Origin of the sequence: Streptomyces sp. NPDC001502 (genome assembly GCF_042894785.1) — a bacterium.
Classification (GTDB): domain Bacteria; phylum Actinomycetota; class Actinomycetes; order Streptomycetales; family Streptomycetaceae; genus Streptomyces; species Streptomyces kutzneri.
In genome coordinates this window covers 62,922-80,939 of sequence record NZ_JBIAVW010000006.1, presented here as the reverse complement: position 1 = coordinate 80,939, position 18,018 = coordinate 62,922, and the positions used below count along the sequence as shown (strand labels likewise).

16 protein-coding genes and 1 riboswitch are annotated in these 18,018 nt (G+C 73.2%); of the genes, 2 read left to right on the top strand and 14 right to left on the bottom strand.

Going from position 1 to position 18,018, the window contains the following annotated elements:
* Nucleotides 1-32 precede the first annotated feature (32 nt).
* From ACFY0D_RS12165 to ACFY0D_RS12145, 5 genes are read right to left on the bottom strand one after another with little or no spacing between them, the layout of a single operon-like run.
* Nucleotides 33-578 (bottom strand): GAF domain-containing protein, encoded by a 546-nt coding sequence (locus ACFY0D_RS12165; RefSeq protein WP_390798243.1) that lies wholly within the window; start codon nt 576-578, stop codon nt 33-35.
* Nucleotides 575-1,219 carry an ATP/GTP-binding protein gene (locus ACFY0D_RS12160; RefSeq protein ID WP_390798242.1) on the bottom strand — a complete coding sequence of 215 codons (645 nt, stop codon included), beginning with the start codon at nt 1,217-1,219 and terminating at the stop codon, nt 575-577. Before ACFY0D_RS12160 ends, ACFY0D_RS12165 begins: the two co-directional genes overlap by 4 nt.
* Nucleotides 1,197-1,610, bottom strand: coding sequence for a DUF742 domain-containing protein (locus ACFY0D_RS12155; RefSeq protein ID WP_390798241.1), 414 nt, complete (start codon nt 1,608-1,610; stop codon nt 1,197-1,199). Before ACFY0D_RS12155 ends, ACFY0D_RS12160 begins: the two co-directional genes overlap by 23 nt.
* Entirely contained in the window at nt 1,607-2,041 is a 435-nt protein-coding gene (locus ACFY0D_RS12150; protein ID WP_314246967.1) for a roadblock/LC7 domain-containing protein, read from the bottom strand. Before ACFY0D_RS12150 ends, ACFY0D_RS12155 begins: the two co-directional genes overlap by 4 nt.
* Nucleotides 2,042-2,079: 38 nt before the next feature.
* Complete coding sequence (locus ACFY0D_RS12145; RefSeq protein ID WP_390798240.1) at nt 2,080-3,996, bottom strand: ATP-binding protein; 1,917 nt, start codon at nt 3,994-3,996, stop codon at nt 2,080-2,082.
* 547 nt (nt 3,997-4,543) lie between these two features.
* Between ACFY0D_RS12145 and ACFY0D_RS12140 the strand changes: the two genes are divergently transcribed.
* On the top strand, nt 4,544-4,903 hold the full coding sequence (locus tag ACFY0D_RS12140; RefSeq protein ID WP_390798239.1) for a hypothetical protein: 360 nt from the start codon (nt 4,544-4,546) through the stop codon (nt 4,901-4,903).
* A gap of 239 nt (nt 4,904-5,142) precedes the next feature.
* Here ACFY0D_RS12140 and ACFY0D_RS12135 read toward each other — a convergent pair whose 3' ends face one another.
* The 3 genes from ACFY0D_RS12135 to ACFY0D_RS12125 all read right to left on the bottom strand — a co-directional run bounded on the left by ACFY0D_RS12135 (nt 5,143) and on the right by ACFY0D_RS12125 (nt 8,412).
* On the bottom strand, nt 5,143-6,384 hold the full coding sequence (locus tag ACFY0D_RS12135) for an MBL fold metallo-hydrolase (protein WP_390798238.1): 1,242 nt from the start codon (nt 6,382-6,384) through the stop codon (nt 5,143-5,145).
* 98 nt (nt 6,385-6,482) lie between these two features.
* Entirely contained in the window at nt 6,483-7,268 is a 786-nt protein-coding gene (locus ACFY0D_RS12130) for an SGNH/GDSL hydrolase family protein (RefSeq protein ID WP_351148926.1), read from the bottom strand.
* A 163-nt stretch (nt 7,269-7,431) separates the two neighbouring features.
* Nucleotides 7,432-8,412, bottom strand: coding sequence for a LysM peptidoglycan-binding domain-containing M23 family metallopeptidase (locus ACFY0D_RS12125; RefSeq protein ID WP_390798237.1), 981 nt, complete (start codon nt 8,410-8,412; stop codon nt 7,432-7,434).
* A 4-nt stretch (nt 8,413-8,416) separates the two neighbouring features.
* A riboswitch (cyclic di-AMP (ydaO/yuaA leader) is annotated at nt 8,417-8,613 on the bottom strand.
* A 292-nt stretch (nt 8,614-8,905) separates the two neighbouring features.
* Here ACFY0D_RS12125 and ACFY0D_RS12120 point away from each other — a divergent pair.
* Nucleotides 8,906-9,697, top strand: a complete 792-nt coding sequence (locus ACFY0D_RS12120) for a tyrosine-protein phosphatase (RefSeq protein ID WP_390798236.1) — start codon at nt 8,906-8,908, stop codon at nt 9,695-9,697.
* Between the two features lie 63 nt (nt 9,698-9,760).
* On the opposite strand, the gene ACFY0D_RS12115 is transcribed toward ACFY0D_RS12120, so the two are convergent.
* The 6 genes from ACFY0D_RS12115 to hpnE form a co-directional block, all read right to left on the bottom strand.
* Nucleotides 9,761-11,179 (bottom strand): aspartate aminotransferase family protein, encoded by a 1,419-nt coding sequence (locus ACFY0D_RS12115; RefSeq protein ID WP_390798235.1) that lies wholly within the window; start codon nt 11,177-11,179, stop codon nt 9,761-9,763.
* Nucleotides 11,176-12,207 carry an adenosyl-hopene transferase HpnH gene (gene hpnH, locus ACFY0D_RS12110; protein ID WP_390798234.1) on the bottom strand — a complete coding sequence of 344 codons (1,032 nt, stop codon included), beginning with the start codon at nt 12,205-12,207 and terminating at the stop codon, nt 11,176-11,178. Before hpnH ends, ACFY0D_RS12115 begins: the two co-directional genes overlap by 4 nt.
* A gap of 5 nt (nt 12,208-12,212) precedes the next feature.
* Nucleotides 12,213-12,878 (bottom strand): 1-hydroxy-2-methyl-2-butenyl 4-diphosphate reductase, encoded by a 666-nt coding sequence (locus tag ACFY0D_RS12105; RefSeq protein ID WP_390798233.1) that lies wholly within the window; start codon nt 12,876-12,878, stop codon nt 12,213-12,215.
* A complete protein-coding gene (gene shc / locus ACFY0D_RS12100; RefSeq protein WP_390798508.1) occupies nt 12,878-14,884 on the bottom strand; it encodes a squalene--hopene cyclase in 2,007 nt (668 codons plus the stop codon). Before shc ends, ACFY0D_RS12105 begins: the two co-directional genes overlap by 1 nt.
* A 360-nt stretch (nt 14,885-15,244) precedes the next feature.
* Nucleotides 15,245-16,411 carry a polyprenyl synthetase family protein gene (locus ACFY0D_RS12095; protein ID WP_301364800.1) on the bottom strand — a complete coding sequence of 389 codons (1,167 nt, stop codon included), beginning with the start codon at nt 16,409-16,411 and terminating at the stop codon, nt 15,245-15,247.
* Nucleotides 16,408-17,787, bottom strand: coding sequence for a hydroxysqualene dehydroxylase HpnE (hpnE, locus tag ACFY0D_RS12090; protein WP_390798232.1), 1,380 nt, complete (start codon nt 17,785-17,787; stop codon nt 16,408-16,410). Before hpnE ends, ACFY0D_RS12095 begins: the two co-directional genes overlap by 4 nt.
* Nucleotides 17,788-18,018: the final 231 nt, after the last annotated feature.

Sequence of the window (18,018 nt, the reverse complement as noted above, 5' to 3'; positions counted from 1 at the left end):
GTCCGACGACCCTAGGGGGTGTCCAGTGCCGCTCACCCCCGCCGGTCCTCCCGTTCGTGCACCAGCGCCACCAGTTCCGCCGCGAGCGCCTTCACGGTGGCGAGTCCCTCCGTCCCCCAGCGCCGGGGCACCACGTCCACGGCGCACACCGTGCCCAGGACGATGCCGCGCCGGTCCGTCAGCGGAGCGCCCATGTACGACCGCACCCCGCTCTCGTCCACCACCGCGTTGCCCGCGAAGCGCGCGAAGTCCCGTACGTCCTCCAGCACCAGCGCCCGCCGCCGCACCACCACGTGCGGGCAGTAGCCGTGGTCGCGGGCCAGCACCCGCGCCGGGTATCCGCTCGCCGGGGCCTCGGCGGCGTGGTGCAGCCCGGCGAAGAACTGCCGTTCCTCGCCGATGAAGTTGACCCCCGCGTAGGGTGCGCCGAGCACGTCGGCGACGCGCCGCGCGAAGGCGTCCAGTTCGGCGTCCGTACGCTCCCCCAGGCCCAGCTCGCGCAGCCGGACGGCTCGTGCGGGTGCCTCCCGGTCCACCGGCGTGAGCAGCAGGTGTCCGGTCGATTCGTAGTACGTCATGGCGGTTCCCCCGACTCCGAAGACGAAGAGCTGGCTGTGGACGTGCAGAGCAGGTGGCGGACGAGGGCGGCCAGCGCCCCCGTCCCGGAGCTCGCGAGGCGCGCGTCGCACCGTACGACGGGCACCTCGGGCCCGATCCCCACCGCCTCGCGGACCTCTTCGGGCCCGTAGCGGTGGCCGCCGTCGAACTCGTTGACGGCGACGATGAAGGCGATCCGCCGCCGCTCGAAGAAGTCCACGGCGGGGAAGCAGTCGGCCAGGCGGCGGGTGTCGGCGAGCACCACCGCCCCGAGCGCGCCCGCGCAGAGCTCCTCCCAGAGGAACCAGAAGCGGTGCTGACCCGGGGTGCCGAAGAGGTAGAGCACGTGGCGCTCGTCCAGGGTGATCCGGCCGAAGTCGAGCGCGACGGTCGTCGTGGTCTTCTCCTCGACGCCGTTCAGCGGGTCGGAGCCCGCGCCGAGTCCGCTGAGGAGTTCCTCCGTGCTCAGCGGTTCGATCTCGCTGACCGCGCCCACGAAGGTGGTCTTGCCCGCCCCGAACCCGCCCGCGACCAGGATCTTCAAGGTCGCGGGCGGGGCTCCGACAGCCGGGGCCGGGGCCGGGGCGGGAGCCGGGGCGTCACAGTCGTTTACGCAGGCCATCGAGCACCGCCAGGAGCAGGGACCGGTCGTCGGCGGCGAACGAGCACCCGCCCGGGAACCGCGGCGCCTGCGCCATGACGGCCCCGTGTTCCATCAGATCGGACAGCAGCACCTTCACCACGACGGCGGGCAGCCGCAGCTGCCCGGCCACCTCGGCGACGGTGACGGTGGTGGCGCCCGCGCACATCCGCAGTGCGAGCGTGTGCTCCGCCCCGAGCGGGACGTGCGGCCGCACCCCGGTCGCGCTCACCAGCGAGAGCAGGTCGAGCGTGAAGCCCGGCCTGGTCCGCCCCCCGCTGGCGGTGTACGGGCGCATCACGCGGCCCGCCGAGTCGTCGAGCCATGGTGTGTCCCGCCCCTTCGCGTACGCCCCCGTCCCGCGGGCCCTCATCGCTCCACGTCGGCGACGGGCCGCCGCGGCGGGGCCGCGAGGTACGGACGTACGCTCTTGACCAGCATCGCCATCTCGTAGCCGAGCACCCCGGCGTCGGCCTCCCGGTCGGCGAGGACGGCCAGGCAGGTTCCGGATCCGGCCGCGGAGACAAAGACGAGCGCGCTGTCGAGTTCGACCACGACCTGCCGCACCTCGGCGCCGTCCGCGAAGCGGGAGCCCGCGCTGCGGCCCAGGGAGTACAGCCCGGAGGCGAGCGCGGCCAGGTGGTCGGCGCTGTCGGCGTCCAGCCCGTGCACACAGGTCACGAGCCCGTCGGCGGTGAGGATCACGGCGCTTCGCGTGTACGGCACGCGCTGCACCAGGCCGCTGAGCAGCCAGTCGAGGTCGGAGAGCCGGCCGCCGGTCTTCGTCGCCACTTCGCCGCCCATGGGGGTGCGCTCCTTGCTGAGGGGGTGAGGGGTCGGGGTCATGCCTGGTTCTCCGACTGGGCCAGGCCGAAGCCCCGTTGGAAGGCGGCCATCAGGCCCGGGTCGTGCACCGGCTGCTCGGGGTCCGCCGCTCGCCGGGGAGCGGGAGCCTCGCGCAGCTGGGGCGCGAGGTGCTCCTGGGCGCGGCGCCGGGGCAGCCGTGGCCGGTCACCCCCGGCGGGCGCGCCGGGTACGGGATCGGCCGCCGGCACCGTTTCGGGCGCGGGCGCGGGCGCCGACCAGGCCACCGCTCCGGCCGGCGCACCCGGCGCGGGCCCGACCCGGGGATCGGCCGCGGGCGCCGACCAGGCCACCGCACCGGGCACGTCCGTCGCCGCCCCGGACCGGGGCGAGGGCAAAGGCGCGGGCCGGGGCTGGGGCCGGGGCTCCGTCCGGGGCCGGGGCACGGGCTGGGGCGCGGGTTCCGACGGGGTCGCGGCTCCCGGACCCGGCCGGGAGCCGGTGCCCGTCGCGGGCACGGGGGCGGGCGGGGCGTGGGACGGGGAGGTGGGTCCGGGAGCTGTAGCGGGAGGCGGTGCGGGATGCGGCTCGGGGTCGTGCGGGGCCGCGGCGCCCCGGCCGCCGGCGCCCTGCCAGGCCTCCGGCATGGGCGTCGGCAGGGGCATCCGTGCCGGCTCCAGCGGCGGCATCGCCGTCCCGTGACCGGTCCCCCACGAGGTGGCCCGCGAGCCGCCCGCCGCGTCGGCCGCGGTGGGCGCCTCCGCGCCCAGCAGCTCCTGCGGCAGCACCAGCACGGCGAGCACACCGCCGTAGATGTTGGACTTGAGCTCGACGGCGATCCCGTGCCGACGGGCCAGCGCCGACACCACGAACAGGCCGATCCGGCCGTCCGCCAGCAGGTGCCGGACGCTGATCTGGTCGGGGTCGCCGAGCAGGGCGTTCATCCGGTGCTGCTCCTCGGCCGGCATGCCGAGTCCCCGGTCCTCCACCTCGACCGCGATCCCGGCGGTGACCCGCTCGGCGCGCAGCACCACATCGGTGTCGGGGGCGGAGAAGACCGTGGCGTTCTCGACGAGTTCGGCCAGCAGGTGCACCACGTCCGCGACGGCGTGCCCGCGGACACTGCCGCCGGCCGGGGGCACGACCTTGACCCGGGTGTACTGCTCGACCTCCGCGACCGAGGAGCGGAGCACCTCGCTCAGGTCGATGGGCCTGGTCCACTGGCGGCGGGACGCGGCGCCGCCCAGCACGGCGAGGTTCTCGGCGTGCCGGCGGATGCGGGTGGCGAGGTGGTCGACGTGGAAGAGCTCCTTGAGCAGGTCCGGGTCCTCGACCGTGTCCTCCAGATCGTCCAGCAGCGAGATCTCGCGGTGCACGAGGGACTGGAGCCGGCGCGCGAGGTTGACGAAGACCTCGACCTTGCGCTCGCTGTCGGTCGGGGCGGCCGGTCCGGCCAGCCGCAGGAGGGTCGTGTGCGCCTCTTCGCGGGCGCCCCGCAGCTCCTGGGAGAGCAGCCAGAACTCGTCCACCCCGGCCGGATCCCCGCCGGACAGCGGCGAGCTCGGCCCTCCGCGCACCGGGCGGGGCGGGGTCTCGCCCCGTTCCAGCCGGTCGGCGGCCGTCCGCAGCTCGCCCCGGCCGCGCACGCTGGAGCGGCGCAGCGCCTCGCACCGGTCCCGTACGGCCTTGGCGGCGCGCTGGGCGCCGAGCAGGGCCGCGGCGAGCGCGCCGACCACGAGGAGGGCGCAGCCGGTGAGCACCGGCCACAGCCGGGCGTCGCGGTCGCCGGCTCCCCCGCCGAGCTGGAGGGTGAAGATCACCGCGGCCGCGCCGCTGAGCCCCGCGGCAAGTGTGGGCAGTACGGCGGCGCGCACCAGCAGGGGGCGTATCTGCCGGCCGGGACCCGTGACGGCGTGTCTCGACGGGGCATGGCGGGCGGCGCGGAGTCCGGACATCTGCGTCCTCGGTACGTGGGGCCCGGCCCCCAGCGTTCCCGGGGCCCGGTGTTGATCACCGAATACCCACGCTAGACCCCATCGCTGCACCCCGGAGCGCCAGTTGGCGAACTTCGCCGGGGTGCTTCCCGCTCCCGGTGGAGCGCTCGTACAGCAGCCCGAATGCGCCGGTCGGGCCCTGCGGACCGCCCCGGAGGCGCCCCACGGCGGCCGGGAGCACCGGCCGGCCGGACGTCGGTGCCGCCACGGCCCGCGCGGGGCTCCGTACAGGCCGGACGGGAACTGGCTCCCCCTGTCGGTGACTTGGGGTAGAACTGTGGCTGCCGGCAGTTGGGTCCACACCCTGGAGCATGACGAATGACCACAACGGTTCCCCCTTCGGGCGAAGGTGTCACCCCGGCACCAGCCCCCGCGGGAACGACCGCCGCGGCTCCGGCCGCACCTGATCCGGCGGCCGTGGCCGCGGAGGCGGCCTTAGAAGCGCGCCAAGAAGGAGGCGCTGGCGCAGCTCCGGGGCTGGCTCGTCTCCTCGGTCCTGTTCGCGCTGATGCCGACGCTCATCCAGTTCCTCGCCGGCCGGCAGACGGCGGGCTACGTCCAGCCCGAGTTCCTGGAGATGGCGAGCAAGGCCCAGCTGTACCTCGTCTCCATCGGCGTCACGATCCAGGCCCTCGTCCAGGCACTGATGGAGCTGCGCAAGAGCGGCAACGGCAAGCTGATCAACCTGTCCCTGATGAATCTCATCATCCTGGCCGCGGCGATCTTCCTGGCGTCCACCGCGGACAGCAACGACGCACTCAAGACAGTGGTCGGGTATCAGTCCCTGTGTCTCTTCATCGCGGCTCTGGTGTCGTCCGGACGCAGCACGTGGATCTGTGCGAAGGAGGCCGCACGCCGTGATGGATGAATGGGTTGCCGTCGTGACGGCCATGGCCTCCGCACTGTTCGGCCTGGTGACCACGTCCGAGGCCGTCAAGGATTGGATCAGGCGCGTCCGACGGGGAGGCAGGGAGCGCCGCAGGCTCTGAGCAGCACGAAGGACCCCCGTGGGGTACGTCCCCTGGGGTACGTCCGTGGGGGTCCTTTCGTGGGCTGTCGGCCGCCCCGATGTGCCGGGAGGGCCCGTTCCCGCCCCGATGCCGTGCGTTACGAGCCGACGGACTCCGGCTTCTCCTGTCCGTCGACAGCCGCCGACGCCACCCGGGCGGGTGTCGCCGGCGCTCCGCCCGCCTCGCGCTGCGGCACGGTCGGACGGCCGTCGGCAGGACCGCCCGCCGCCTTTCCGCCGACGAACGGCCGCCACCACGGTGCGGTGGGTGCGTCCGCCGAGCCGGGCTCGAAGGGCTGTCCCGGGATGGGGAGCGCGATGGCGGCGTCCGCGTTCTCCGACGCGGTCAGCGTGCCCTCGCCGGGCTCGTCCCACGGGTGCAGGGCCAGGTTGAAGGTGCCCCAGTGGATCGGCAGCATCGTTCCGTGGGGGGTGCCGCCCTGCAGGTCGAGGTGGGCGCGCATGCCCTCCTCGGGCGTCATGTGGATGTCGGGCCAGTACTCCGAGTAGGCGCCGATCTGGATCATGGTGGCGTCGAAGGGGCCGTGCTCGGCGCCGATCTCCTCGAAGCCCGGGAAGTAGCCGGTGTCCCCGCTGTGGTAGATCCGGTGCTCGTCGCCCGCGACGACCCAGGACGCCCACAGGGTGTGCTGCTGGTTGCGCAGGCCGCGGCCGCAGAAGTGCCGGGCGGGGGTGGCCGTGAGCGAGAGACCGGCGATCTTGGTGCTCTCGTTCCAGTCCAGCTCGCGCAGCCGGTCGGCCGGTACGCCCCAGCGTTCCAGGTGCGCGCCGACGCCCAGCGGGACGGCGAAGACCGTGTCCGTACCGGCCAGCGCCTTGATCGTCGGCAGGTCGAGGTGGTCGTAGTGGTCGTGCGAGATGACCACGACGTCGACCGTGCCCAGCGAGGCCAGCGGGACCGGTACCGGGTGCAGCCGTTTGGGACCGGCGAAGGGGAAGGGGGAGCACCGCTCACCCCACACCGGATCGAACAGCACGCGGCGCCCGTCGATCTCCGCGAGCACGCTGGAGTGCCCCATCCAGGTCAGCCGCAGGCCGCTCGCGGGCGGCTTCGCCAGGTCCGCGAGGGTCGTCGGGTGGACCGGGATCGGCGCGGCGGGGCTGCGCCGCATCCGCTGCTCCCGGTGGAAGTAGATCTTGGCGAACTCGGCCATCGACCCCGAGGGCCTGTTCCGGGCCCCGACCGGGTTCTGGAAGACGCCGTCGGCAAAGTTCGGCGAGCGCCGGATCCGCTCCAGGCGGGCACCGGACGGGTCCGCACCGAAGGCTTCGGGCCGCAGGGCACGCAGCCGCGGACGCAGGGGACGGGAGCCGGTCAAAGCGCCTCCAGGGAGGATGGGGTCAGGATGGTCGTCGCTCTACGACCATCCCAACGCACACCGGCCCCGAAGGATTCCGCTTCCGGCTCCCGCGCCCGCTAGAGCGGCAGCAGGTCCGGCCGCTTCGCCTCCACGTGGTCCCCGGAGGACTCCCCGCGCAGCCGTCGGCCGATCCACGGCGCGAGGTGCTCGCGCGCCCACTGGATGTTGTCCCGGGTCACGTCCACCGAGCCGCGCGGCCGCTGCGGGGGCCACGGCTGGTCGGGGTCGGCCGGCACGTCCAGCCCGAGCACCTGCGCGGCGCGCAGCGCGACCCGCGTGTGTCCTTCGGGCGAGAGGTGCAGCCGGTCCGTGTCCCAGGCCCGCCGGTCCTGTACGGACTTCAGCGACCAGAGGTCGAGCACCGGGCAGTCGTAGCGGTCGGCGATGGCGCGGACGTGCGCGCTGTACGTCGCCACCTTGCCGCGGAGGTGCTTGAGCACCGGTACGCCGCGGGTGTCGAAGCCCGTGGTGATCATGACCTGGCCCACGGACCCGGTGAGGTCGGCCACCGCCGCCTCGAACCGCTCGGCCACGTCGTCCGGGTCGGTGCCGGGCCGGATGATGTCGTTGCCGCCCGCACAGAAGGTCACCAGGTCCGGTGCGAGGGCCTTGGCTCTCGGGAGCTGGTCGGCCACGATCTGGTCGAGGAGCTTCCCCCGCACCGCCAGATTCGCATACCGGAAGTCATGCTCTTCGCGCTGATCGGCCAGGAGCACGGCGAGCCGGTCCGCCCAGCCGAGAAAAGAATCCCCGGGTCCCGGGTCCCCCACGCCCTCGGTGAAGCTGTCCCCGATCGCCGCGTACGAGCCGATGGTCTTGAGTTTCGTCGTCGTCGCTGCCACGAGAACCCATCCTTCACTCCCGTAACCAACCTACGCCAACGTAATGAGGGGTTGACGGACCGTGATCTATACCACGCGAGGGATAAGGAATAAGTACACGTGAGGCCGGGACCCCCCTCGGGTCCCGGCCTCACGCGTGTCGGTGCTCCGGCGGCGGGTGCCGTCAGAGGCTCGCGCCCTTGGAGCGGAGGTAGGCGATCGGGTCCATGTCCGAGCCGTAGGACGGGGTCGTACGGATCTCGAAGTGGAGGTGGGGTCCGGTCGAGTTGCCGGTGGAGCCGGAGAGGCCGATGGCCTGCCCGGCGGTGACGCTCTGGCCGGAGGAGACGGAGAGCTGGGACAGGTGGGCGTACTGGGAGTACATGCCGTCCGCGTGCCGGATGACGACCTCGTTGCCGTACGAGCCGCTCCAGCCGGCGGAGACCACGGTGCCCGCGCCGACGGCCTTGACGGTGGTGCCGGAGCTCGCGATGAAGTCGACGCCGGTGTGGTAGCCGGAGGACCACATGCTGCCCGCGACCTTGTACTGGGTGGAGATGCCGCCGCTGACCGGGGCCACGAAGCCGGCGGCCGACTGCGGCGCGGCGGCGGGTGCCTCGGCCTGGGACTCGGCGCCTCCCCGCTGCGCCGGGGCGGCCTGCTCGGCCTGCTTGCGGACCGGCTTCGGCGCGGCCTGCGCGGCCGGCTTCGCGTCGGCCTCGGGGGCCGGGGCGGCCTCGGCCTCCGCCTCAGCCTCCGCCTCGGCCGGAGCCGCCTCGGCCAGGCCGCCGAGGTTCAGCTTCAGGCCCGGGTGGATCAGCGACGGGTTGCCACCGACGGCCTCGCGGTTGTCGGCGTACAGCTGCTCCCAGCCGCCGGACAGGTGGCGCTCGGCGGCGATCTTGGAGAGGTAGTCGCCCGGCACGACGGTGTAGACGGTCGGCGCGGCCTGCACGGCGGCGACGGGTGCCGCCTGCAGGGCGACGGGGGCCTGCGACGCCACGGCGGGGGTCACCGCGGTCGCGGCGGCCGGGGCGCCGGCCGCGTGGGCGCCGGCGGCGCCGATCAGCGGCAGTGCGAGGGCCGCGCCACCGGTTCCGGCGACGGCGAAACCGCGGGAAAGGGAAAGGGACTTGGGGCGGCGGTGCTTACCCTTTGCAGGCATGACGAATTCCTCTCCGGCGCCTGCGAGGTGAGCTGTCGGGTTCGGACTGGAGATGTCCGGCCGTACATGTACGGGACATGGACGGCTTCACCCCGAGCCGTCCCGGAGAAAGGATCTCCGGGCCGGCGGCTTACCTGGTTCCCCCGCTCCTGCCGCGCGAATAGGTCGGGTGCGGTTTCCGGGAGGCGGCAGGATTTGGCGGTCCACCCGGATCGATCGCGAAGGTAATCCCTTGCGGCGGCACGGAACAAGCCGTGAATTCCCTGACGGAATAACAGGCATGAGGGACCGACGGAATTACCGTCACACTCCGTCCATTCCGCACCGCCAACAGCCGCCCCGACGCGGCCATTCGCCTTTAACGATCAGGCACTCACGGTCACCGTATGATCTGGCTCACGGGGACGTGCCCGATCTCGCCTCCGGATATGGCAAGTTGGCGCCAAGTAGTGTAATTCGGACAGAGGGCCCACAACGTGGCGGAGGAGTTGCTTTGACCCAGCAGATACAGGAGCCGGAGCTGTCCGGAGTGCGCAATTTCCGCGATGTGGGCGGATTGCCGACTTCTGACGGCCGAACGGTCAGGACGGGACGACTGTTCCGAAGCGGACATCTCGCGCATGCCACCGAAAGCGACGCAGAGTTCCTCGCCTCGCTCGGCCTCCACACCATCTTCGACTTCCGCAACGTCGCCGACCACGCGCTGGAGGGGCCGGACGTCGAGCTGCCGGGCGTGCGGAACGTCAACATCCCGCTCTCCGACCCGGCCGACGGCCGGGAGTTCTGGCGGCTGGTCCGCGACGGCGACCTCGTCCAGCTGCGCGAGCTCCTGGGCGACGGCAAGGCCGCGGCCCGGATGTCGAACTCGTACCGCGGGATCATCCGGCAGCGCACCGCCGAGCACAGCCGGGTCGTGCACGCCCTCGCCGAGGACAGCGTCCCCGCGCTGATGCACTGCGCGGCCGGCAAGGACCGGGCCGGCCTGTCGATCGCCGTCACCCTGCTCGCGCTGGGCGTCGAGCGCGAGGCGATCGTGGCGGACTACCTGGAGTCGAACGCCCCGCACCGCCGCTACCGCGTGCGCCGCACCGACGAGTCGGAGGGCGCCCGCTCCCCCGAGGTGATGGAGCTGCTCGCGCCGCTCTTCGACGCCCGCGCCGAGTACCTGGTGGCCGCCTTCGACACCATCGGCGAGATCTGGGGCGGGGTGGACCGCTACCTGGCGGAGGGCCTCGGGCTGACGCCCGAGACCCTCGACCGGCTGCGGGACCGGCTCCTCGCCTGACCGGGGCGGGGACCGGTTCCCCCACGGGGTGGAGACCGGTTCCCCCACGGGGTGGGCGGGCCGTCAGCGCGTGGCGACGGCCTGCTTCACCAGCGTCCGGCCGAAGTCCCAGATCAGCCCGGACCCGCCGTGCGCCTCGTCCATGACCTCGCGGAAGGCCCCGACGAACCGGTCCACGTCCGCCTCGTCCACGATCAGCGGCGGGATCAGCTTGATCACCTCCAGGTGGTCCCCGGAGACCTGGGTGAGGATCCGGTGCTTCTGCAGCAGCGGCACCACGACCATCTGCGCGAAGAGCCCCTTGCGGGCCGCCTGCAGCATGGTCCACCGGCTGCGCAGGCCCAGCGAGGACGGCCGGCCGAACTCGATGCCGATCATCAGCCCGCGCCCCCGCACCTCGTGCAGCAGCTCGTACCCGTCCACCAGCGCGGCGAGCCGCCCGCGCAGCAGGTCGCCCATGGCCCGGGCGTTCGCCACGACCTCCTCGTCCTCCATGACGGACAGGACCGCGAGGCCCGCCGCCATGGCCTGGGCGTTGGAACCGAAGCTCGCGGAGTGCACGAGCACCCGGTCCATGGACGAGTAGACCTTCTTGAAGATCCAGTCCTTGCCCAGGGTCGCGCCGACCGGGACGTATCCGCCCGACAGCGCCTTCGCCACGCACACCAGATCCGGTTCCACGCCCGGCTCGTGCTGGTACGCGTAGAAGTCCCCGGTACGTCCGAGGCCGGTCTGCACCTCGTCCGCGATCAGCAGCGCCCCCCGCCGGTGCAGCAGCTCCTGCGCGGCGAGCAGGAATCCGGGCGGGGCGGCGAGGACCCCCTTGCCCTGGATCGGCTCGACGACGAAGGCGGCCACGTCCCCGCGCTTCAGCTCCCGCTCCAGGGCTGCGAGGTCCCCGAGCGCGATCTTCGTGTCGGGGAGCAGCGGTGCGAAGCCGTCGCGGAAGCCGCCCTCCCCGTTCACCGAGAGGGAGCCGGTGGTCAGCCCGTGGAAGGCGTGGTCGCAGTAGAGGATCCTGGGGCGCCCGGTGGCGTACCGGGCGAACTTCAGGGCCGTCTCCACCGCCTCGGTGCCGCTGTTGCCGAAGAAGACCCGGTCCAGGTGCGGGCTGTACGAGAGCAGCTTCTCGGCCAGCAGCCCGGGCAGCGGCTGGCAGTCGAACCGGGTCAGGTCGGCGAGCTGGGCGTCCAGGACGTCGTGCAGGGCGCGGCGGACGACCGGGTGGTGCCGGCCCAGGCCCATCACCCCGAACCCGGCCAGCATGTCCAGGTAGTCGTTCCCCTCCGCGTCCCAGAAGTGGGCGCCCTCGGCCCGCTCGTAGACCTTGTCGAAGCCGATGGTGTGCAGCATGCGGGGCAGCTGGTGGTTGAGGTGCCGGGCGTGCAGCTCGTACCGCTCCGCGCCGCGCTCGGCCAGCAGGGCGCCGAGGTCGAAGCCCTTGCCCCGGCCGCCCCCTTCCTCCTGTGGCCGCCCGGTCATGCCGGCTTGTCCCGGTTGCTGGCGATCGTTTCCCGGGCCGCGCGCAGGGATTCCTTGAGGGAGCCCATGGTGGCGAGGACGGCGGTGGGCTCGTAGCCGCAGTGCGCCATGCAGTTCGCGCAGCGCGGGTCCTTTCCGCGGCCGTACTTGTCCCAGTCGGTGTCGTTGATGAGCTCGCGGTACGTCGGTACGTAGCCGTCGCTCATCAGATAGCAGGGGCGCTGCCAGCCGAAGAGGGAGTAATTCGGAATGGCCCAGGCCGTGCAGGGGAAATCGGCTTTCCCTTCCAGGAAGTCCAGGAAGAGCGGGGAGTGGTTGAGCCGCCAGCGTCGGCGGTTGCCGCCCGCGAAGGCCTTCCTGAAGAGTTCTCGGGTCTGTTCGACGCCCAGGAAGTGCTCCTGGTCGGGAGCCTTTTCGTAGGCATAGGCGGGCGAGATCATCATTTCGTCGACCTGGAGGTCGTCATTCAGGTAGTTGAGTACCTCGATGATCGTCTGCGGGGTGTCGGTGTTGAAGAAGGTGGAGTTGGTGGTCACCCGGAACCCGCGCTTCTTCGCCTCCTTGATGGCGGCGACCGCCTCGTCGAAGACGCCTTCCTTGGCCACCGACTCGTCGTGGCGTTCGCGCAGACCGTCGATGTGCACGGCGAAGGCGAAATAGGGGGAAGGGGTGAACTTCTCGATCTTCTTGCGCAGCAGCATCGCGTTGGTGCAGAGGAACACGTACTTCCGCCTCGCCACCAACTGCCGGACGATCTCGTGGATCTGCGGGTGCATCAAGGGCTCGCCGCCCGCGATGGACACCATGGGCGCACCGGACTCCAGTACGGCGCCGACCGCCTGGGCGACCGGCATGCGCTGCTTGAGCACCCCGGCCGGGTGCTGGATCTTCCCGCACCCCTCACAGGCCAGGTTGCAGGCGTAGAGCGGTTCCAGTTCGACGATCAGGGGGAACTTCTCGCGCTTGCGGAGCTTCTGTTCGAGAAGATACGTCCCGACCCTGATGGACTGGCGCAGCGGCATGGCCATCTGGCTCACCTCCTGGGGAGCAGCAACGAACGGTGCCATTCATGAAACGCGGGCAGTACGGCACGCAGGACACGGAAGGCCGATATTCCCCCGCGAACCGTGCCGATACGGACGAGCTCGTGCTCCGGAGCGTCCACGATCACCCGGACGGCCGCAACCGGACGGCCGCCGCCGCGGGTGGCGGCCCACAGGGTGGCCGCGGACTCCATGTCGACCGCGATGGCGCCGGTGGCGCGCAGCTGCGCGCGCTCCTGGCCGCGGACGACGTGGTCGGATCCGGTCAGGGCGCCGGTGTGCACGGTCCGGCCCGGGGCGGCCCGGGCCAGTGCCTCGGCGAGCAGGGCGCTGCCGGTGCAGGTGACGGTTCCCTGCGGGTCCCGGGTCTCCTCGGCGACGACCAGGTCTCCGGGGTGCATGCCGGGGACCAGCCCGGCGCAGAACCCCGTCGCGAGGACGGCGGCGAGGTCCATTCCCGGCCGGTCCAGTGCCCGGCCGACGGCCCGCTCGGCCGCGCGCGGGCCCATCCCGGTGCGCAGCAGGACGTGCCCGCCGGCCGGGCCGCGTCCCGGGCCGCGGCAGGCGCTGCGCAGTGCCGCCTGCTCGATCCGCAGCGCACAGGCCACCAGCAGCGGGCCGGGCCTGCGGGCCCGGTCCCCGCCGGCGGCGGACATCACGCCTCCCCGGCCGCTGCCGGGTGCGCTCCGGCCGGGACGAACGGTTCCCCGTACAAGTAGCGGCCGAGCGCGGTGAGCGGGAACACCTGCCGGTACAGGTGGTAGTTGATGGAGAAGTCCCAGGGGAAGCCGGTGCCGGTGAAGTACGGCTCGTCCCAGGTGCCGTCCTCCTTCTGGGTCTCCACCAGGTGGGCGATGCCCCGCTCCACGGCCTTGCCGTCACGCTCGCCGGCCGACAGCAGGGCCATGAGCGCCCAGGCGGTCTGCGAGGCGGTGGAAGCGCCCTTCCCGGCCCAGGACGGGTCCTTGTAGGAGCGCTGGTCCTCGCCCCATCCGCCGTCCTCGTTCTGTACGGATTCCAGCCAGCGCACGGCCCGCCGGATCGCGGGATGCCCCGGGGAGATCCCGGCGGCGGCGAGGGCCGGGACCACCGAGCCGGTGCCGTAGACGTAGTTGGTGCCCCAGCGGCCGAACCAGCCTCCGTTCGGCTCCTGTTCGGCCAGCAGCCAGGCGATGCCGCGCCGGGTCCGGGCGTCTCCCCCGCGGCCCTCGAAGGCGAGCATCTCCACCACGTGGGCGGTGACGTCGGCCGAGGGCGGATCGATGACCTCCCCGAAGTCGCAGAAGGGCAGCTTGTTCGGAAGAGGGCTGGTGTTGTCGGCGTCGAAGGCGCCCCACGCCCCGTTCCTCGACTGCATGCCGAGGTTCCAGGACACCCCGCGGGCGATGGCCGCCTCGACCCGGGCCGGGTCCGGGTGCTTGATCCGGCGCAGGGCGAGGACCACCTCGGCCGTGTCGTCGATGTCGGGGTAGGTGTCGTTGTGGAACTCGAACGCCCAGCCGCCGGGGGCGAGCCCGGGCCGGCGCACGGCCCAGTCGCCGGTGCGGACGATCTCCTCGCCGAGCATCCAGTCGGCCGCCTTGACCAGTGCGGGGTGGTCGGGGCGCAGGCCCGCATCGGCCAGGGCGATCGCGGCGAGGCAGGTGTCCCACACCGGGGACTGGCAGGCCTCGATCATCCGGGCGCCGTCCGCGCGCCACACCGCGAACCGCTCCAGGGACTCCAGTCCGGCACGCATCACCGGATGCCCGAGGTCGTAGCCGAGCAGGTGCAGGGCGATGACCGAGTACACGGCGGGCGGCTGGATCCCGCCCCAGCAGCCGTCGTTCTCCTGGCGTTCGACGATCCAGCGGCCGGCGGTGGCCATCGCCGCCTTGCGCAGCCGGCGCGGGGCGAACCGGCGGTAGACGTGCAGGGCTTTGTCCATCCGCTGGAAGGCGCCGTCCCAGCTGGTCAGCGGGGCGAGTCCGCGGGCGGGGTTGGGCGTGCGCGCGTCGGCGTGCAGCTCGTCGAGGGCGAAGGGGGCCGGGCGGACCGGGCGCAGTGCGGAGACCACGGTGAGCGGGACGATGGTCTGGCGGGCCCAGCAGCCGAAGTCGTAGATGTTCAGGGGCACCCAGGGCGGCAGGAAGACCAGCTCGGGCGGGAGTTCGGGCAGGTGTTCCCAGTTCCACCAGCCGAAGAGGGCCAGCCAGATCCGGGTGAAGACGCGGGCGGCGGCGATCCCTCCGTGGGCCCGGATCCACGCCGAGGCGCGGGTCATGTGCGGGGCGTCCGGCGCGTCCCCGGCGAGGCGCAGCGCGACGTAGGCCTCGATGGTGGCGGACAGTTCGGGCGGTCCGCCGTGGAAGGTGGCCCAGGTGCCGTCCTCGCGCTGTTCGCCGCGGATGAAGAGGGCGGTGGCCTGGGTGGTGGCCTCGTCCCGGATCCCGAGGAACTGCCGCAGCAGCAGGTCCTCCGCGTCCATGGTGACGTTGGTCTCCAGGTCGCCCTTCCACCAGCCCTCGGGGTCCTGGCGGTCCAGCAGGTTCGTGGTGGCGCGCGCGGCGGCCTCGTACACCCCCGGCCGGGTGCCGTCCGGCGGCCGGGGCAGGTCCGCGGTGGTCCGGACCGTGTCACGCGCCGTGTCCCGGACCGTGTCGCGGATCGGGTCCCGGTCCATGGCCCGCCCCGCCGCGGGGCGCGAGGGGCGGCCGAGCAGACCGGGCACGCCCGGTGGGGCGTACTCGGCGCGCGGGCCCGCCCGGCCGGGCCGGGCCGGCGCCGGCGGGACCGGGGGCGGCGCCGGGGGCCCGGCGGCCAGGCCCGCGGTGCGGCCCGCGGGGCCGGGCGGCAGAGCGCCCGGGGTGGATTCGCTGCCGGCGCCGGCGCTCTCGGCGCTGCCGTCGGTCGTCGCTGTCATGGCTTCCCCTTAGAACAGTGTCCTCTGCTGTGCTGGGGTCTGCCGTCGGCCGGTGCGCGCCACGCTCAGGTGGCGGCGCCGGCCGGCGACTCGCGATTCATATCCGCTGTCGGGTGGCGATCACCTCTTGCGCACGACGACGAAGTCCGCGAGGGCCACGAGCTGGTCGCGCACGCGCTGCGGCATGTCGACGTCGTCCAGGGCCCGGATCGCGACGGCGTGCTGGCGGCGCGCCTCGTCGGCGGTCCACCGGCGGCCGCCGGCCTCCTCGATGAGGGCGGCGCGGGCCGCGAACTCCTCCTCCGAGAAGTTCTCGAAGTCGCTGCTCTTGGCGTCGGCGGCGAGAAGTTCGGCGAGCTGCTCGGAGGCCTCCCCGCCGGCGGCGAGGGCGGCGACCACCGGCAGGGACTTCTTGCGCTGGCGCAGGTCGCTCCAGGTCTGCTTGCCGGTCGCCTCCGGGTCGCCCCAGATGCCGAGCAGGTCGTCGACGGCCTGGAAGGCGAGGCCCAGGTGGTAGCCGTACTCCTCCAGCTTGTCGGCGGTACGGTCGTCCGCGCCGCCGAGCACCGCGCCGATGGAGACCGCGCAGGCGAGGAGCGCACCGGTCTTGTTGCCCTCCATCTCCAGGCACTCCTCGACGCTGACGCGCTCGCGGTGCTCGTAGGAGATGTCCTGCGCCTGGCCGTCGATGAGCTTGCGGCTGGCGGTGGTCAGCCGGCGGGTCGCGCGGCCCGCCTCCACGGTGCCGAGCTCCAGCAGCACCTCGTTGGCGAGGGCGAACAGGGCGTCGCCGACCAGGATCGCGAGGGCCGGTCCGTGCACCTTCCACACCGTGTCGCGGTGGCGGCGCTGCTCGTCGCCGTCCATCAGGTCGTCGTGCAGCAGCGAGAAGTTGTGCACGAGCTCGACCGCGACGGCGCCCGGGATGCCGACCTCGGCCGCGGCGCCCGCCGCCTCGGCGGAGAGCAGCGCGAGCGCGGGGCGCACGGCCTTGCCGCCGTCGCCGTCCGCCACGTTGCCCTGGGCGTCGATCCAGCCGAAGTGGTAGGCGGCGACGGTGTCCATGGGCGCCGCGAGCCGGTCGACGGCGGCGCGGAGCGCGGGGGTCGAGAGCGTACGGCCGCGTTCCAGGAGCGCGATCGTGTCCGCCTTCTCCACGCCCCCTCCGGCTGTGCCCACACTGGCATCCGTGTTCTCGACAGCCGGGTTCCCCGGGTTCACTGGCTCTCCTCTTGTTCCTGTACTTGCGGTGCTGGTGGTGCCGGTGCTGCTGATGGTGCTCGTCATGCCGCCTCCTGCAGAGGGTGTTCGCGGTGGCGGCCGAGCGCGGCGAGTGCGGCGTGGGCCGCGCTCAGTCCGCTCCGGACGGCGCTCTCCATGGTCGCGGGCCAGCCCGTGGCAGTCCACGCACCGGCGAGGTAGAGCCCCGGCGTGTCGGTGCGCGCCCCGGGGCGCAGCCGGCCGACGCCGGGGGTGGGGGCGAAGGTGGCCGTCCGCTCCCGGGTGACGAAGAAGTCCCGTACCTTGGCGCCGCGCGCGGCGGGCAGCAGCCGCTCCAGCTCGGGCAGGTACTTGGCGCGCAGGACCGAGACGGGCTCGTCGATGTCGTCCTGGGCGACGGACTGGGACAGGGCCAGGTACTGGCCGCCGTCGGGGAGTCCGGAGGATTCGGTGCGGTCGAAGACCCACTGCACCGGGGAGCCGAGAGCGGCGAAGAAGGGCTGCTTGAGCACCTTGCGGTCGTAGACCACGTGGACGTTGAGGATGGGCGCGGTGCCGATGTCCAGGAGCTTGTCGGGGTCGGGAAGGGCGCCGGCGGGCAGCAGTCCGTGCGCCTCGCGCTGCGGGACGGCGAGGACGACGGTGCCCGCCTCCAGGGACTCTTCCTCGGTGTCGATCCGCCACGCCCCCTCGGACATACGGGAGATGTCCGTGACGCGGGTGCGCAGCTCGGTCCGTACGCCGGCGGCGTCGAGCGCCTTGCGGGCGAGGGTGTCGTGCAGTTCGCCCAGCGGTACCCGGGCCCAGCCGATGTCGGCGGCGCCGTTCTCGGAGAGCAGGCCGGTCTTGAAGACCATGGCGGCCAGGCCCAGCGAGGACTGCTCGGCGGTGGCGTTCAGGGTGGCGATGCCGACCAGGTCCCACAGGGCCTCGATCGTGCGGGCGGACTGCCCGTAGCGGCCGAGCCAGGTCGCGAAGTCCAGGCCGTCCAGCGCCGGGTCGGTGGGGTCCAGGCGGCGCAGCGCGAGGGCGGCGCGGCCGACGCTCAGACGTTCGGCGAGGGAGAGGTGCCGGTAGCGGGCGAGCGATCCGGCCAGGTGCAGGGGCACGGGCAGGGCGCTGCGGCGCAGCCGGCCCAGGCGCGGTCCGCCGGGGTGGGCGACGTCCAGGACGGGTACGTCGAGCCGGTCCTGCAGGGGCGCGAGGGCGGCGCCGTCGACGCGGTCGAGGAACCACCGGTAGGCGGTGCAGCAGCGCAGGTAGACGTGCTGGCCGTTGTCGACCTCAAGGTCGCCGCGCTTGAAGGAGAAGGCGAGCCCGCCGAGCCGGGGGCGGCCCTCCAGCAGGGTGACGCGGAGCCCGGCGTCGGCGAGTTCGAGGGCGGTGGTGACCCCTGCGAGTCCGCCGCCCACGACGACGGCGTGCTGTTCGAAGCCGGTCATGCGCCCTCCCCCGTGGTGCGGTGGCCCTCCGGGCCGGCCGGTCGGTGCTGCGCGGGCGGGGCCGCCCGGTGTGCGGCGGCCCGGCCCGCGTGGCCGCGGTCCGCCGGAAGAGACGCACCCGCCGCCGGGGCGGTTGCCCGGGCGGCGCCCCGGCCGGGACGGCCCGACGGGCGCGGGCGTGTGCGCGCCGCGGCGACGGCGGCCGGACCGGCTGCCGCCTCCGGAAGCGGG

What these genes read in the sequence shown, in the direction of transcription:
- ACFY0D_RS12165 (WP_390798243.1), bottom strand. Translation starts at nt 578, where the DNA reads ATGACGTACTACGAATCGACCGGACACCTGCTGCTCACGCCGGTGGAC.
- ACFY0D_RS12160 (WP_390798242.1), bottom strand. Translation starts at nt 1,219, where the DNA reads ATGGCCTGCGTAAACGACTGTGACGCCCCGGCTCCCGCCCCGGCCCCG.
- ACFY0D_RS12155 (WP_390798241.1), bottom strand. Translation starts at nt 1,610, where the DNA reads ATGAGGGCCCGCGGGACGGGGGCGTACGCGAAGGGGCGGGACACACCA.
- ACFY0D_RS12150 (WP_314246967.1), bottom strand. Translation starts at nt 2,041, where the DNA reads ATGGGCGGCGAAGTGGCGACGAAGACCGGCGGCCGGCTCTCCGACCTC.
- ACFY0D_RS12145 (WP_390798240.1), bottom strand. Translation starts at nt 3,996, where the DNA reads ATGTCCGGACTCCGCGCCGCCCGCCATGCCCCGTCGAGACACGCCGTC.
- ACFY0D_RS12140 (WP_390798239.1), top strand. Translation starts at nt 4,544, where the DNA reads ATGCCGACGCTCATCCAGTTCCTCGCCGGCCGGCAGACGGCGGGCTAC.
- ACFY0D_RS12125 (WP_390798237.1), bottom strand. Translation starts at nt 8,412, where the DNA reads ATGCCTGCAAAGGGTAAGCACCGCCGCCCCAAGTCCCTTTCCCTTTCC.
- ACFY0D_RS12115 (WP_390798235.1), bottom strand. Translation starts at nt 11,179, where the DNA reads ATGACCGGGCGGCCACAGGAGGAAGGGGGCGGCCGGGGCAAGGGCTTC.
- hpnH (WP_390798234.1), bottom strand. Translation starts at nt 12,207, where the DNA reads ATGGCCATGCCGCTGCGCCAGTCCATCAGGGTCGGGACGTATCTTCTC.
- ACFY0D_RS12105 (WP_390798233.1), bottom strand. Translation starts at nt 12,878, where the DNA reads ATGTCCGCCGCCGGCGGGGACCGGGCCCGCAGGCCCGGCCCGCTGCTG.
- shc (WP_390798508.1), bottom strand. Translation starts at nt 14,884, where the DNA reads ATGGACCGGGACCCGATCCGCGACACGGTCCGGGACACGGCGCGTGAC.
- ACFY0D_RS12095 (WP_301364800.1), bottom strand. Translation starts at nt 16,411, where the DNA reads ATGACGAGCACCATCAGCAGCACCGGCACCACCAGCACCGCAAGTACA.
- hpnE (WP_390798232.1), bottom strand. Translation starts at nt 17,787, where the DNA reads ATGACCGGCTTCGAACAGCACGCCGTCGTCGTGGGCGGCGGACTCGCA.